The following is a 15,554-nucleotide window of genomic DNA, read 5'->3' on the forward strand; positions in this document are numbered from 1 at the left end:
CGGGGACAGGCCGGTCAGCGTCGGAACAGGCCGGTCAACGTCCTCCACCAGCCGCGCCGCTGCGCCGGGATCCGTACGGCGGTCGGAGTCTCCTCCACCGCCGGGGCGGGCTCCGGCGCGGCGGTGGAGGCCGGAGCCGGGTCCGGGTCCGGCGCGGCGACCGGCTCGGAGTCCTCGATCGGTGTGGAGTCGGGGTGCGGCTCGATCTCGCGCGGCGTGAACTCCACCGGCAGCTCCATCAGGTGCCGGGAGATCCAGGCGGAGGTCCAGGTCAACTCCTCCTCCGGCACGGCGAGTCGAAGATCCGGCAGGAGGGTCAGCAGGATGTCGATCCCGGCCTCGGCGACGGAGCGCCCGACGTCCTGGCCCGGGCACTCGTGCGGGCCGGCGCCGAAGGACAGGTGGGAGCGGTTGCCGTACAGCGGGGTGGCCAGGTCGGGCCGCACCACCGGGTCGACGTTGCCGGCCGCGAGTCCGAGCAGCAGCATGTCGCCGGCCCTGATCTGCTGCCCGCCCAGCTCGGTGTCGGCGGTCGCCCAGCGCCCGGCGACCAGCGACATCGGCGGGGAGTCCCACAGCACCTGGTCCAGCGCCTCGCCGAGGGTCATCTGACCGCCGGACAGGTGGGCGCGGAACCGGGGGTCGGTGAGCACCATCTTCAGGGTGTCCGCGATCAGGTTGACGGTCGTCTCGTTCGCCGCGAGCAGGACGACCCGCAAGTGCTCCATCACCTCGTCGTCGGTCAGCCCGGCCGGGTGCTCCATCAGCCAGGTCACCAGGTCGGCGCCCGGATCCTCGCGCTTGGCGGCCATCGTCCGGCGCAGGCTCGCCACCACGTACTCGTTGCTGGCGACGGCCGTCTCGGTGCCCTTCATCAGGTCCCGGGCGGCGTTCACGAGCTGCGGCCCGTACTCGTCGGGCATGCCGAGCAGCTGGGTCATGACGAGCATCGGCAGGTGCTCGGCGAACTGGGTGACCAGTTCGGCCCGGCCGGTCTGCCCGACCACCTGGACCAGTTCGGTGGTGAACCGCCGGACGTGGCGGCGCACGCCGCGCCGGTCGAAGCGGTTCAGGCCGTCCAGCACGGCACCGCGCAGCCGGCGGTGCTCCTCGCCGTCCGCGAAGACGCACAGCGGCTGCCAGGCGATCACCGGCATCAGCGGGGAGTCCACCGGGACGTCGCCGGCGCGGAACGCCGACCAGAGGCGGGAGTCGCGGGAGAACAGGGACGGCGAGCGCATCGCGGTGATGTTCGCGCCGTGCCCGAGGATCAGCCAGGCGGGGAAGTCGCCGTGCAGCAGGACCGGGGCCACCTCGCCGTGTTCGGCGCGCAGCTTCTCGTACAGGCCCGCCGGGTCGGCCTCGGCCTCCGGCCCGTACAGGCGCCGCACGCCGCCGGGGCCGAGCGGTTCGACGGCGTGCCCGTGGGCCGGGCAGCCGGGGGGCGGGGTGGGGGAGGCGTCAGCGGGGAACGGGGTGCTCACAGGGTCTCCGGGGTCGGGGGCGGGTACGTTCGGGCGGATCGGCGGATCGGCGGATCGGCGGATCGGCGGACGGGTGGCCGACGGGGTGGCCGGCCGGCACGCGGCTCGTCAACGGCCCGGGGAGCGGCCGATCAGCGGGCGGGCGGGGCCGCGAGTTCGTACAGGTAGCGCATCAGGGTCATCAGGGTGTCCCGGCTGGACTCGCGGCTGCGCGCGTCGCAGGCCACGATCGGCACCTCGGGCGGCAGGTCCAGCGCGGCCCGCAGTTCCTCGACCGGGTGGTCCGGCGCCTCCGGGAAGCCGTTGACGGCCACCACGAAGGGCACGCCGCGGTCCTCCAGCCGCCCGATCACCTCGAAGCTGACCTCCAGTCGGCGGGTGTCGACCAGCACCACCGCGCCGAGGGCGCCCTCGAACAGGCCGTTCCAGAGGAACCAGAACCGCTCCTGCCCGGGGGTGCCGAAGACGTACAGCACGAGCTGGTCGCTGATGCTGATCCGGCCGAAGTCCATCGCCACGGTGGTGGAGGTCTTGCGCTCGACCCCGGTCGGGTCGTCGACACCGACCCCGGCCTGGGTCATGGTCTCCTCGGTGGTGAGCGGGCGGATCTCGCTGACCGAGCCGACCAGCGTCGTCTTGCCGACGCCGAAGCCGCCCACGATCACCACCTTGACCGCCATCGTGACGGAGTCCGGCAGCAGGTCCGCGGCCGCCGGCCCCAGCACCGTGTCAGAGCCTTTGAAGTCCATGGATCACCGCCTCCAAGAGGGCACGGTCGGGAAGTTCGGCCTTGGGGACGGCGGCGCGGGCCTCGATCCGCCCGTCGTCGAGCAGGTCCGCCAGCAGGACGGTGACGACGCTGGTGGGCAGCTCCAGGTAGGCGGAGACCTCGGCCACCGAGAGCGGTGAGCGGCACAGCCGCAGGATGGCCGCGTGCTCGGGCTGCATGGTGGGCGTCGGCTCCGTGCGGGAGACGATCAGGGTGACCAGGTCGAAGACGCCCGGTCCGGCCGGGCCGCTGCGGCCGCGGGTGATCACGTACAGGCGTTCGGGGTCAGGGCCGTCCCAACCGCCCTGGTCGGCCGTCGTCATGTGCGCGCCTCACTGTGCTCGTTCATGTGCCCACCCCGCGGTGCCGGTTCAGGCGGGCGCGGTCCGGTTGTCGTTCCGGTACGCGTTCCGGCCGGCGGTCCGGCCGGTTCACGCGACCGGCTCGGGGTTGCGCGGGGGAGCAGCCAGGTGCTCGCCGATCCGGGCGACCAGGTCGCGCATCTGCTGGCCCACCAGCCCGGCGTCGACCCCCTCGTCGGCGAGCACCGCGAGGTACGCGCGGGAGGCGGCCGCCATCAGGTAGAAGAACCCGCCGTCCACCTCGATCACCACCAGCCGCATCGAGCCGTCGCCGTGCGGGAACTCCTGCCCCACCGCGGCGGCCAGGCTCTGCAGCCCGGCGCAGGCGGCGGCGAGGCGGTCGGCGGTGTCCGGATCGGTGCCGTGCTGGGCGATCCGTAGGCCGTCGGCGGACAGCACGACGATGTGGCGGACGCACGGGACGCTGTGCGCGAGGTCCTTGAGGATCCAGTCCATGTTGCTGCGGTGCGGAATCACTGCTCGCCCTTCCCTGCCGTCTCTTCACTGGTCTGACCGTCCGAACTCGCGGACGGCCCATGGCCGTTGATCCCCTCGGTGAACGCCTCCAGCCAGAGGCCGGGCTGCACCGGCTCCTTGGCGTGGCGTCCCGTCGACCCCGGGGCGGGTCCCGCGCCGAGCCCCGAGGCCGGGTGGGTGGCCGGGTGGGTGGCCGGGTGGGTGGGCTGCCCGGCGGCGCGGGCGGGCCCGGAGTAACCCGCCCGGGGGGTCGACGGCCGGCGCCGGCGCTGCGGCAGGCCGTTCGCGGTGCGCTCGGTCACCACCACCTCGTCGTCCCCCGGGCCGGATCCGGTCGGCCCCCAGGGGCCGGCCGATCCGAAGGACGGCCCCGTCATGCCGGGAGCCGCCGTACCGGGAGCCGCCGTCCGAGCCCCCCACGGCCGCGACGGGGCGGCCGACTTGGACGGGTTCGCCGGGAGCGGCCGGGGGCCGGAGAACGCGCCGATCCCGTGTGCCCGCCCGGTCGGGGGCGCGGTGGTGACCAGCTCCTGCGGCACCACCAGCACGATGCGCACGCCGCCGTAGGCGGAGCGGCGCAGCGAGATCTGGAAGCCGTACGCCTGGCACAGCCGGCCGACCACCGCGAAGCCGAGCCGGGGCGACTCGGTGAGGTCGTCCAGGTCCTTGGAGACCTGGGCCTCGCGCAGGCTGCGCTCGGCGCGGAGCCGGGCCTCGTCGGTCAGGCCGAGGCCGCCGTCCTCGATCTCGATCGCTATACCGCTCTGCACCTCGGCGGCGCTCAGGTGCACATGGGTGTGCGGCGGCGAGTAGCGGGTGGCGTTGTCGAGCAGCTCGGCGACGGCGTGGATCAGCGGCTCGACGGCCGGGCCGATCACCGACACCTGGGCCACCGGGTGCAGGTCCACCCGCTGGTACTCCAGGATGCGCGACATACCGCCGCGCAGCACGCTGTACAGCGCCACCGGCCGGGTCCACTGGCGGCCGGGGCGGGCGCCGGACAGCACGGCGATGCTGTCGGCGAGGCGGCCGGTCAGCGCGTTGCCGTGGTCCAGGCGCAGCAGGTCGTCGAAGACCGCCGGGTCGTTGCCGTGCCGGTCCTCCATCTCGCGCAGGTCCTTGGCCTGCCGGTGGATGATCGCCTGCACCCGGCGGGCGATGTTGACGAAGGCCCGCTCGGCGGAGTCGCGCCGGTTCACCTCGTCGTCGACGGCGATGATGATCCCGCGCGCCACGGACTCCAGCGCACTGCGGAACTTCGGCGCGGCCAGCGGATCGCGCACCTGGTACGACCGGGCCAGGCTGTCGATCGACACGCCGTACCGGGTCCGGGCCACCAACCGCGGCAGCTCCTCCTTCGCCAGCCGTACCGCCTCGGCCTCCTGGCCGGCCAGCCGCCGCTGCAACTCGCCCACCTGCCGGGTGTGCTGCTCCCGCGACGCGGCCAGCGCACGACCCCGGCGGGCCGATTCGGCGGCCACCACGGCCACCAGCACGGTGGCCGTCGCCCCGCACCAGAGCACCTCCGCGCGGGCCCCGGCGGACACCACCGCCCCGGCGGCCGCCACGGCCGCCGCCATCACGGCCGTGGGCAGCAGCCACCCGAGCAGGGGCGCGGACGGCCGTCTGGCGGGTGATGATCCAGGTCGAAGCATTCGGCATCCTCAAACGATCGGAACAGTACGGGGACGGGCGACGGCCGGCGCCGGAGGCATGGTGCTGCAGCATAGCCAAGTTCAGGACATTCCTGACTGAAACTCAAAGATCCAGCTGCACAGCCGACTTGTCCCACCGTGCCGGACATGCCGGACATCTCGCACGCCAGTGGCAACCCCGGCCAACCGCCGTCCCGCCACCAGGCTTCTCGCCCCGCCCCGCCCGCACCGCCAACCCGCCCCGGATTCGCTCATGCGAAGGGTTTCCCGGCCAAGTCCCCACCCTCGGAGCCCAGTTCGTGCTACGGGCACCCCGCGACGTCAACAACCCGCCAGCTGATCACCCGCGCGGGAGCCGCCGCCACCGGCGCGGCGATGGGAAAAACCCACCGGAGCCCGCATCCGTCTGCGCGGTCGGCGGGACGGCTCCTAAGGTCATCGCATGAACGATCACGGCCAACCGCCAGACCCGCTGGGTCAGACCCTGCGCCGACTCATGGGTGACGCCACCTGGCGGAGCATGCTGGGGGAGGCCTTCGAGCGCCGGCATCCGATCGGCGCCACCCTGCTGCGCCAGGAGGAGCCCGGAACGCACGTGCTCGCCCTGCTGCGCGGGGTGGCCAAGGTGACCCGACGGGAACGCGACGGAGACCTCCGGCTGCTGGCGTTCCGCGGGCCCGGTGAACTGCTCGGCGAGGTGGCCGTGCTGGACGGCGGGGTCCGCTCGGCGAGCGTCCAGGCGATCTCGGACTGTACGGTCGCGGTACTCGCCAAGGCCGCGTTCCTGCGGTTCGTCACCGACCGGGACCTGTTCCCGGTCATGGTGCGCTACGCCATCGGCCGCCTGCGGGAGTCGGACCTGGCCCGCAGCGGCGGCGACGTCGTGGTCCGTCTGGCAGCCGCCCTGGTCGCGCTGGCCGACGTCTCGGCCGACCCGGCGGGGCCGTCGGGGCGGCCGATCGAACTCGCCCTGACCCGCGACGAGCTGGCCCAGTACCTCGGGGTGTCCCGGAACACCGTCACCTCGGGCCTGGCCGAGCTCGGCTCCCACCAGGTCCACGCCGGGCGGAAGTCCATCGTCATCGGCGACCTGGCCGCGCTCGGACGGGTTGGCGCCGGGGTGCGCGGCTGACGTCGCGTCGGCTCGTGTGACGGCCGTCACCAGGTTTCCGCACTGAGTGTGCACACCGCGCGGCGCCCGCTCGCGAAGCTTGGTGGCACAAGGTCCGCACAGGAACCACGAGGAGCAGACATGCCGCCGTTCGACCAGCCGCTGCCCGAGGCCAGCGCCCTGCCCTTCAGCCGGAGCCGCCGGCTGCCGCCGTACCGGGGGATCGTGGCCGTCGATGCCAAGGACTTCACCGGCTACCCGGCCATCGAGCACGGCATGATCAGCCAGGCCGTCCCGCAGGTCCTCCAGTGGTCCTTCGAGCGCGCCGGGCTCGCCGAGGTCTGGGAGGGTCGGAGGTTCCCCGCGTCCACCGGCGACGGATACGTCTTCGGGTTCGACCCGGCGTGGATGCCGTTCCTGATCCACCCGTGGCTGCACACCCTGCAGGAGACGCTCACCGAGTTCAACGTGCACTCGGTCGGGACGGTGCGGATCCGGCTGCGGGTCAGCCTCCACATCGGGCCGCTGCCCGACACCGGCGGCGAGTTCGACGGCAACGGCACGCCCCGCAACGACACCCACCGCCTGCTCGACTCCCGTCCGGTGAAGGCGATGCTGGCCGCGTCCAACGAGAGCATCACCCAGGTCGCCGCCATCCTCTCCGACCGGTGCTACCAGGACGCGGTGGCCGGCGGTTTCACCGGGCGGCACCCCGACCACTTCATCGAGGTGCCGGCCACCGTCGAGGGCAAGAAGTTCGACCAGCGGGCGTGGCTGTACGTGCCCGCTCCCTCGGGCAACCTCTACGACCGCCGCATCCTGGGCGACGCCGTGGTCGGGGAGCACGAACGCGCACAGGCCGAGGCGGCCGAGCCGGCGGCCGGGCAGGTGGACGGTGGCAGCGCGGGGAGCTACCGGGCCGACGGCGGAAACCTGAACACCGGCACGGTGCACGGCGGCCAGAGCGTCACCACCGTGGAGGGAGGTCAGCACGTCACCAAGGTGCGCGGCGACTCCTTCGGGGGCGACTACGTGGCGGGCCACAAGGCCGGTACGGTCCACGGCAACCTGGGCGACACCATCCACGGCGACAAGAAGGGGCGCCGCCGGTGAGCGGCGAGAACGGCTCCTCCGCGCCGGGGTCGGCCGCTGGTGCTCCCCGGCCGGACGGCGGCTCCGACAGCCGGGCACTGGACCAGGGCGAGACCGCGCCCGGGTCCGGGGACCTGGACGAGGCCGACGACTTCGCCGACCTCGACGACCTCGACGGCGGGTTCCCCGGCCGGCTCAGTGGCCGTCCGGGCTCCGATCGGCGCTATGTCATCTACGCCCCGAACGGCAACATCAACACCGGTTCGGTGCACGGGGACCAGCGCGTCGAGAACGCCGGAGCGGCGTCCGGCGCGGGCGGGCCCCGGGTGGAGGCGCACGAAGGGCCGATCTCCGCACTGGAGATCCTGGAGGCGCAAGCCGGGTTCGCCGAGCCCGAGTGGTTCCCGTCGGCCCTGGCGCAGCTGGACACCGGCCTGCTCTTCCTGGCCGGCGAGCCCGGCACCGGGCGCCGCACCGCGGCCCTCAACCTGCTGTTCCAGCACAGCGGTCGCAGCATGAAGCTGCGCGCGCTCGACAGCGACGAGGACCTGTCCGCGTGGCGCCCAGGCGATTCCGAGGCCCGCGGGTACCTGGTGCACGGCCTGCTGCCCACCGTCCGGCTCGGCCCGGCGGTGATCGCCAACCTCCGCCGCCTGCTGAGAGTCGCCGACGCTCGCATGGTGGTCATGCTGCCGCACGACGCGGACCTGCTCCGCAGCCTCGCCCGGGAGTCGGACCTCACCCCGATGCCCTGCGTTCCCCCGCCGGCCGGCGCGGTCTTCGAGACGCGGATGAAGGCCGCCGTGCCCGACCCTGCCCGACGCCGAGCGCTCCTGGAGCGATTGGGACCGGGGCTGGACGACCTCCTGGCGTCGGAGCTGATGCCCGCCCAGGTCGCCGAACTGGTCGCCGAGGTGGCCAGGGCCGGCGACGAGGGCCCCGACCTCGCCGATCTCGGCAGGCGGCTCAGCTTCCTCGCCGAGAAGGAGGTCCCAGACCTGCTGAAGAAGCTCCGCGACGACCCGGACGGACTCGCGTTCCTGCTGGCGACCAGCGTCTTCGAGGGGCTCGACCACCGGATCGTCCGGGACGAGGCCGACCGGCTGCTCGCACTGGCCGACGGGCGCCTCGACTCCGTCCTGCGGGAGGGCGGTGGGGAGGACGGCGGCCAGGCCCGGGCGGTGCGCGGGGAGGCCCTCCGTCCGAACCCGCGGTTCGTCTTCCGGCGCTCGCTGGACGAACTCCTGGCGACGGTCCGGGCCGAGTGCGCACCCGTCGAGATCCGGGCGAGCTCCGGCTTCACCTACGCCGTGGAGCCGGTGCGCTTCACCCGGCACCGGCAGGCGGAGACGGTGTTGCGGCATGTCTGGCGGCAGTACGGCGAGCTGTCCGGACTGCTGACCGACTGGATGGACGACGTGCCCGGCAGGGAGACCGAACTGGCCGAGCCCGTGGGCCGCGTCATGGGACTGGCCGCCGGCTGGGGCGGTGGGCGGCGGGCCCTGGTACACATTCTCAAGCTGGCCGGGTCCGAGCGCGGGCGAAGCCGCAGCACGGCCGCGGCCGCGCTGGGCATCGCGGCGCAGGACCCGGTCCTGGCCGGTGAGGTCAAGTACCGCCTCAACCGTTGGAGCAGGGAAGGTAGCTGGCGGGTGCGGTCCACGGTCGCCGACGCCTGCGGCCGGGAGTTCGGGACGTCCCGGCCGGAGCTCGCACTGTCTCTTCTGCGGAACTGCTACCGGGGGTGGGCGGGAGAGGAGGACGTGGTGGCCAGGGCCGTCCGCTCCTCGCTGTGGGAGCTCTTCGCCGCAGGTAACCAGTCGACCGTCCTGCGTCAGCTGGCGGACTGGGCGGACCGTCCGGGGCCCGGGGCCGAGCTCGCGGTTCACGCCTTTCCCCAACTGCTGTGGGACCGGTCCTGGTTCCAGGAACAGCTGCTCACCGTGGGGGAGTTCACCGACACCGTGATCGCCTTGGTCCGGCGATCGCTCAACCACGACGGCCTCTTCGACCGGACCTGTGGCGCACTGCTCAGCTGGTGCACCTCGGCGGCCTGGAACGAACCGCTGCGTACCGCGGTGGAGACGTTGCTGACCGCGCTCGCCCAGGAGATGCGCATCGGCGAAATGCGCCTGTTCGTCGAGATCGAGCGCCAGACCGACCGCGACCTGGCCGGACGGCACATCGCCCAGCACGCCCTGGACGCCTGGCGCCGGGGCGAATCGCAGCCGTACCGAACCGTCCCTGCGAACGGAGAACCCCGATGACCGCCGACAGCGACTCGCCCGTCTACACCCGTGCCACCCAGGCGCCCTGGCGGGAGATCCTGCGCCACCGCTGGTCCGGTCGGCGTGACCGGGCCCTCGTCCTGCAGGACCGGGACGGGCTCTACCATCCGTCGGGACACCGCCGCCGCGCACTCGCGGGTGAAGACCCGGAAGCGGATGGCCAGTTGGCCGCCCCACTGGGGCTGCGCGGATTCGTCGGGGCGTACCTCGTCGATCTCGACGAACGCTCCGGCACCCGGGCTGTCGGCCTGCCGACCCCGTACGGCACCGAATCGGTGGACATCCACGTCCTGTGGTGGGTCCACGACGCCGCGAACGTCGTGCGGACGCGGACCGCGCGGGGCTGGCTGCCGGTCCGCAAGGATCTCGAACGGCGTCTGCGTCAGCTCAGAGAGCAGTTCGCCACCGCCGGGCACCGGCTGAGCGCGGCCGAGCTGATGCAGTACCTCGCCGCACCCCACCTGATGCCGGACTGCGGCCTCGGCTACCGCGTCACGGACGTCTCCGCCCGGGAGCACGACGCCGAATTGCGGTTGGGGGACCCGGACGGGGCCGACGTGCCCTACAACTGGACGGACAAGAGCCAGGACGAGTACGCGTTCTGCCGTCGGGCCGTCCAGGAGGGCCCGGTGTCGCTTGCGGCGCTCTGGCTGGCGAGGCACCCGGAACAGGTCCGCGAGGTCCTGGACTGGGCCGTCGGCCACGCCGACCTACTCCGGGGTGAGACCACCTGGCAGGATCAACTGGCGATGATGCTCGGCAAGTTGAGTGATCAGGAGCAGCAGGAGATGTCCCGGATGCTGAGGGACCGCCTGGTCTCCCTTGGCCGGCGGGTACCCGGGCCGGGACCGCAGAGCCCCGGGCCGAAGTTCGTCAGGATCCGCTCGCAGGCCAACGGCTGGGCGGGTGGCGTGGCGAACGGGAGGCCGGTGTGACCAGGGCCGCCGTCGGCCGAGGCGCGGTACGGCGGGCGTCGCACGGCGCGGCGGCCCGGCCGCGGCGGTCGCCCCAGGGGCGACGTCGTCGCCCGCCGGCCGGGCGCTCCAGCCGGCGGGCGACGACGCTGCCGGGGCCGCCGACGGTGGCGGCGATCGAGCGTCTGGTGGCCGCCAACAGCGCGGAGCTCGCGCGGGCCGATGCCAAGGCCGCCGTGTTCCTGGCGTTCACCGGCGCGCTCCTCGGGGTCTTCATCCCGCTGAGCGGCGGCGACGACGGTGGATCCGGCGCCCGCGCCTGGCCGGTCCAGGTCCTGTGGTGGACCGCCGTGGCGAGTGCGTTGCTGGCCGCGGCCTGCTTCGTGGTCGCTCTCGTCCCCCGGTACCGGAAGGGTGCGCGGCGTGCCCCGGCGGGCCCTGCCTACTTCGGGCACATCGCGGGGGGTGTGGGCGTGGACCGGCTGCGCGGTGCCTTCGAGCGCGCGGGGTGCGATCCGGTGGGGCCGCTGCTGTCCTCGTTGGCCGGGACCAGCGCGATCATCCGCGCGAAGTACCGCTGGATCGAGGCCGGAGTCGCCTTGCTCCTCCTGGTGCTGCCCCAGTTCGCGCTCACCCTCCGGCCTTCCTGAGGCGCGGGCGGCGGGGCGCAAGGATGAATGAGCGTTCATATGTACATGTATCCTGGGCGGGAAGTGAGTCCGGCCTGCCCGAAGGGTCCCACCTGCCATGCCCGCCACCCTGACCGAGCGCCCCGCGCCCCCGCTCGCACCTCCGGTTCCCGCCCCGCGGCGCCGCACCCGGGTGCTCGCGCTGCCCGAGGCCCGCTGGGCCGCCGCCGCGACGGTGCTGTTCCTGATCGCCCTGCCGCTCCAGCTCACCGGCGCCCCCGCCTGGGCCTGGGGCCCGCTGTACGCCCTCGCCTACGCCACCGGCGGCTGGGAACCCGCCTGGGCCGGGCTCCAGGCCTTGCGGGAGAAGACCCTCGACGTCGACCTGCTGATGATCGTCGCCGCCCTCGGCGCCGCGGCCGTCGGTCAGGTCATGGACGGCGCCCTGCTGATCGTCATCTTCGCCACCTCCGGCGCGCTGGAGGCCCTGGCCACCGCCCGCACCGCCGACTCGGTGCGCGGACTGCTCGACCTCGCCCCGGCCACCGCCACCCGGCTGCGTGCCGACGGTGGTGAGGAGACCGTCCCGACGCAGGAACTCGCCGTCGGCGACACCGTCCTGGTCCGGCCCGGCGAGCGGATCGGCGCCGACGGCCGGGTGCTGGACGGCGCCGGCGAGGTCGACCAGGCCACCATCACCGGCGAGCCGCTGCCGGCGGCCAAGGAGCGCGGCGACGAGGTGTTCGCCGGCACCCTCAACGGCACCGGCGCGCTGCGGATCCGGGTCGAACGCGACGCCTCCGAGACGGTGATCGCCCGGATCGTGGCGATGGTCGAGGAGGCGTCCGAGACCAAGGCGCCCACCCAGCTGTTCATCGAGAAGGTCGAACAGCGCTACTCGCTCGGCATGGTGGCCGCCACCCTCGCCGTCTTCGCCGTCCCGCTCGCGTTCGGCGCGGCCTTCACCGGCTCGCTGCTGCGGGCGATGACCTTCATGATCGTCGCCTCGCCCTGCGCCGTGGTGCTGGCCACCATGCCGCCACTGCTGTCGGCCATCGCCAACGCCGGCCGCCACGGCGTCCTGGTCAAGTCCGCCGTGGTGATGGAACGCCTCGGTCAGGTGGACGCCGTCGCCCTGGACAAGACCGGCACCCTCACCGAGGGCACCCCCCGGGTCACCGAACTGCGCCCGCTGGCCGGCTCCGGCCTGGACGAGGACGCCCTGCTGGCCCTGGCCGCCGCCGCCGAGCACCCCAGCGAGCACCCGCTGGGCCGCGCGGTCGTCGCCGCCGCGCGCGGCCGCGGCCTCACCCCGGCCGCCGCCGAGGACTTCGCCTCCGCCCCCGGCATCGGTGTCAGCGCCACCGTCGACGGCCGGGTGATCGCCGTCGCCGCGCCCGCCCGGCTGCTCGACGGCCGGGAGGACGCCCCCTCCGCCCCCTCCGCCCCCTCCGCCCCCTTCGACCGCGCCGCCGCCGCCGTCGCCGCCGAACTGGAGCAGGCCGGCCGCACCGCCGTCGTGGTCGAGGCGGACGGCGTCCCGGTCGGGCTGATCGGCATCGCCGACCGGCTGCGCCCGGACGCCGCCGACACCGTCGCCGCCCTGGCCGCGCTGACCGGCACCGCGCCGATGCTGGTCACCGGCGACAACCCGCGCGCCGCGGCCCACCTGGCCGCCGAGGCCGGCATCACCGACGTCCGCGCCGGGCTGCTGCCGCAGGACAAGGTCGCGGCCGTCCGGGAACAGGAGGCCGCCGGGCGCAAGGTGCTGGTGATCGGCGACGGGGTCAACGACGCCCCGGCGCTGGCCGCCGCCCACACCGGCGTCGCGATGGGCCGGGCCGGCTCCGACCTGGCCCTGGAGACCGCCGACGCGGTCGTGGTCCGCGACGAACTCGCCACCGTCCCGGCGGTGATCGCGCTGTCCCGCCGGGCCCGCCGCCTGGTCGCCCAGAACCTGGTGCTCGCCGGGGTGTTCATCTCCGTCCTGGTCCTCTGGGACCTGGTCGCCACCCTGCCGCTGCCGCTCGGCGTGCTCGGCCACGAGGGCTCGACCGTCCTGGTCGGTCTCAACGGCCTGCGGCTGCTGCGCGAGGCCGCCTGGACCGGGGCCCGTACCGAGGGCGCCCGTCAGGAGTCGACGAGCGCCACGCGGTAGGCGGTGCTGACCAGCTGTGCGCGGTCCCGGGCGGCGCGACACCCGACCCGCCAACGCGAGGCCCGCCCCGCGCACGCGGTGCCGGCCTCCCCACCCGGGAGGCCGGCACCGCGATGGCGCCCCGCGTCAGGGCAGCGGGATCCGCACGACCTGCGGGTCGTGGTCGCTCAGCTGGGTGCTGAACTCGCTGTTGATGTGCACGATGTCGTAGCTGTACGGCTTCGCTGCCAGTGTGCCGGAGATGAGGATGTGGTCCAGCACCTGGGAGTTGCCCTCGTACACGTAGGTGTAGCGCTCGGGCAGCGGCAGCGTGCGGGGCAGGTCGGTCAGTGAGTTGCCGGCGGTGAGGATGTCGGCGGTCTGCGAGAACTCGAAGTCGTTGAGGTCGCCGAGCACGATGACCGCCGCGTTCGGGTCCACCGCCAGGATCCGGTCGGTGAAGTCCTTCACCGCGGCGGCCTGGTTGTGGCGCTGGGCCTCGGACGGGTGCGCGGGCGGCTGGTAGCGGCCGAACAGGGGCTGGTCACCGCCCTTGGAGTTGAAGTGGTTGGCGATCACGAAGACCGGCTTGCCGTTCCAGCGGAACTCCCCGGCGAGCGGCTTGCGGCTGGAGGTGAACGCCGCGTTGGTCGGGTCGATCCGGCCGGGGGAGTAGGCGAGTCGGGGCGTGCCGCCGTTGTTGACGACCGAGTCGGCGGTGGTGGAGCCGGCGCCGGGCCGGTCGGTGAAACTCAGGCCGCGGTCGGTGCGGAACAGGAACACCTGGCGGATGTTGCCGCCGGGCTGGCCGCCGTCCTGGCCGTCCACCGGGTCGATCTGGCGGTAGGAGTAGGCCGGGCCGCCGGCCGCCGCGATGGCGGCGGTGAGCTTGGCGAGGGTCTGGTCGGGAGCCGTGGTGCCGTCGTCGGTGGGGCCGCTGTTGTCCTGGATCTCCTCCAGGGCGACCAGGTCGGGAGAGCGCAGGTTGGTGACGATGCCGGCCGCGAGGCCGTCGAACTTGCTCTGCGGGTCGGCGGGGGAGAGGTTCTCCACGTTGAAGGTGGCGGCGGCGAGTTGGCCGGCCGCCGGGGCGGCGGTGACCTCGGGGGCGAGGCCACCGGGCGTGACCGCGGGAGTCGCGGTGACCTGAAGCTTGAAGGTGCCGAAGGAGTAGTCGAGCACGCCGACGGTCGCGCCGGTCAGGGTGTCGCCGACGTTGGCGGTCGGGGTGGGCGCGAGCGCGCCGGCCAGGGTCACCCGCTCCGGGTTGCCGTCGCCCGCCTGGAGCAGGATGCCGCCCCGGTCGGTGCGGGTGGTGCTGCCCGGCGGGACGACCGGGACCTCGCCGTACTTGTTGCTGGGGCCGACCACGGCCGCGTTGTCGATCTCGACCCGCATGCCCTCCAGGGACGCCCAGAAGTCCAGGCCGTCGGTGGCGGGTTGGTAGGCGCCGGCGGTCTCGACGTCACCGGTGGTGACGCTGGAGATCACCGCCGCCGGGGGCACCCGCCCGCCGGGGCCGACCAGGGTGGCGGCGGGCAGCGGCGCGTTGTGGGCGAGCACGGTGACGGTGGGCGCGGTGAGTTCGGTGATCGACAGGTTGGTGGTGCCGCCGCTGCCGCCGGGGCGGTACTGGCTGACGGTGGCGCTCACCGTGACCGAGTCGCCGACCGCGACGGAGGGCGCGCCGGCGGTGTAGACGTAGACGCCCTCGCTGGTGCCGGGGTCGTTGTCGGGCTGCGGGTCCTGGTACCAGAACCCGTTGGGCCCGACGGCGGTGACCACGCCGGGCACCGCGCTCACCGCACCGCCGGCGAGTGGGGAGGTGCGAGCCGCGCCCTGGATGTCGTGTATTCGGGCGCCGGTGGTGCTGCCGCCGCCGGTGGACGCGGAGTTGCGCGGCGCCGGTGCGCCGACCGTGAAGTCCGCCGCGTTGTTGTCGGTGTCGGTGGCGCCGCCGCCGACGCGCAGGGCGGCGGTGGCGTTCGACAGGTTGCCGGTCGGCGAGCCCTCGGCGGTACTGGCGCTCGACCCGTAGCCGACCAGGTCCTTCACCCCGGGCTGGGTCGCGCAGCCCGAACTGCAGGTCAGTGCAGTGCCGTTGGTGACCAGCGCGACCTTGCCGGTGGTCGCGGCCAGGGCGATCGTCCCGGTGGCGTCCGGCGTCGGCAGGGCAGCCCCGGCCCCGGCCCCGGCGGCCTCCTGCACGAGGAGGAAGCGCCCCGGCGCGATCGTGCCGGACAACGTGGTCCGCGCCCAGGACGCGCCGCCCGCCGAGGCGTACTGCACCGTCCAGCCGGCGACGGACACCGGCGCGCTGCCCCGGTTGTACAGCTCGATGAAGTCATTGGCGTACGGCGCACCGGAGTTGCCGCCGCCGCCGTACACCTGACTGATCACGACGTCGGGCGACGCCGCCTGGGCCACGCCGCCGGGCAGCGCCAGCAGCGCCCCCACCACGGCCGCGGCGGACGCGCCCGCCATCGCGCTGCGCCGGACTCGCTGGGTTCTCCGCATGAGGCTTCCTCCTGACGGCCGCGCGGGCGGGTGGCCCGGCGGTGTGAACACGGACAGGAAAGTTCGGGCGCTGCGGTTGTAGCAACGCCACCCGATCCCTACCGTGCGCGGCAGGCGAC

12 protein-coding genes are annotated in these 15,554 nt (G+C 73.9%); 6 read left to right on the forward strand and 6 right to left on the reverse strand.

Features of this window, described 5'->3' with window-relative positions; all coding sequences use genetic code 11:
- Positions 1–14: 14 nt before the first annotated feature.
- The 5 genes from P3T27_RS24595 to P3T27_RS24615 all read right to left on the reverse strand — a co-directional run bounded on the left by P3T27_RS24595 (position 15) and on the right by P3T27_RS24615 (position 4,747).
- Entirely contained in the window at positions 15–1,484 is a 1,470-nt protein-coding gene (locus P3T27_RS24595) for a cytochrome P450 (RefSeq protein WP_280682018.1), read from the reverse strand.
- Positions 1,485–1,615: 131 nt separating this feature from the next.
- On the reverse strand, positions 1,616–2,233 hold the full coding sequence (locus P3T27_RS24600; protein WP_280682020.1) for an ATP/GTP-binding protein: 618 nt from the start codon (positions 2,231–2,233) through the stop codon (positions 1,616–1,618).
- Positions 2,214–2,576, reverse strand: coding sequence for a DUF742 domain-containing protein (locus P3T27_RS24605; RefSeq protein ID WP_280682022.1), 363 nt, complete (start codon positions 2,574–2,576; stop codon positions 2,214–2,216). The genes P3T27_RS24600 and P3T27_RS24605 overlap by 20 nt, the downstream gene beginning before the upstream one ends.
- 108 nt (positions 2,577–2,684) lie before the next feature.
- Positions 2,685–3,092 carry a roadblock/LC7 domain-containing protein gene (locus tag P3T27_RS24610; RefSeq protein ID WP_280682024.1) on the reverse strand — a complete coding sequence of 136 codons (408 nt, stop codon included), beginning with the start codon at positions 3,090–3,092 and terminating at the stop codon, positions 2,685–2,687.
- A complete protein-coding gene (locus P3T27_RS24615) occupies positions 3,089–4,747 on the reverse strand; it encodes an ATP-binding protein (RefSeq protein ID WP_280682030.1) in 1,659 nt (552 codons plus the stop codon). The genes P3T27_RS24610 and P3T27_RS24615 overlap by 4 nt, the downstream gene beginning before the upstream one ends.
- A gap of 442 nt (positions 4,748–5,189) precedes the next feature.
- Between P3T27_RS24615 and P3T27_RS24620 the strand changes: the two genes are divergently transcribed.
- The 6 genes from P3T27_RS24620 to P3T27_RS24645 all read left to right on the forward strand — a co-directional run bounded on the left by P3T27_RS24620 (position 5,190) and on the right by P3T27_RS24645 (position 12,939).
- Positions 5,190–5,879, forward strand: coding sequence for a cyclic nucleotide-binding domain-containing protein (locus tag P3T27_RS24620; RefSeq protein WP_280682032.1), 690 nt, complete (start codon positions 5,190–5,192; stop codon positions 5,877–5,879).
- A gap of 120 nt (positions 5,880–5,999) precedes the next feature.
- On the forward strand, positions 6,000–6,971 hold the full coding sequence (locus tag P3T27_RS24625; protein WP_280682034.1) for a hypothetical protein: 972 nt from the start codon (positions 6,000–6,002) through the stop codon (positions 6,969–6,971).
- Positions 6,968–9,217, forward strand: coding sequence for a hypothetical protein (locus P3T27_RS24630; protein ID WP_280682036.1), 2,250 nt, complete (start codon positions 6,968–6,970; stop codon positions 9,215–9,217). Before P3T27_RS24625 ends, P3T27_RS24630 begins: the two co-directional genes overlap by 4 nt.
- Complete coding sequence (locus tag P3T27_RS24635; protein ID WP_280682037.1) at positions 9,214–10,173, forward strand: hypothetical protein; 960 nt, start codon at positions 9,214–9,216, stop codon at positions 10,171–10,173. The genes P3T27_RS24630 and P3T27_RS24635 overlap by 4 nt, the downstream gene beginning before the upstream one ends.
- Before the next feature lie 167 nt (positions 10,174–10,340).
- The gene (locus P3T27_RS24640; protein WP_280682039.1) at positions 10,341–10,802 is read left to right on the forward strand and encodes a Pycsar system effector family protein; all 462 of its coding nucleotides are present in this window, start codon (positions 10,341–10,343) and stop codon (positions 10,800–10,802) included.
- Between the two features lie 97 nt (positions 10,803–10,899).
- Complete coding sequence (locus P3T27_RS24645; RefSeq protein WP_280682041.1) at positions 10,900–12,939, forward strand: heavy metal translocating P-type ATPase; 2,040 nt, start codon at positions 10,900–10,902, stop codon at positions 12,937–12,939.
- A gap of 126 nt (positions 12,940–13,065) precedes the next feature.
- Here P3T27_RS24645 and P3T27_RS24650 read toward each other — a convergent pair whose 3' ends face one another.
- The gene (locus P3T27_RS24650; RefSeq protein ID WP_280682043.1) at positions 13,066–15,435 is read right to left on the reverse strand and encodes a lamin tail domain-containing protein; all 2,370 of its coding nucleotides are present in this window, start codon (positions 15,433–15,435) and stop codon (positions 13,066–13,068) included.
- Positions 15,436–15,554 lie beyond the last annotated feature (119 nt).

Source organism: Kitasatospora sp. MAA19 (genome assembly GCF_029894125.1).
Lineage (GTDB): Bacteria > Actinomycetota > Actinomycetes > Streptomycetales > Streptomycetaceae > Kitasatospora.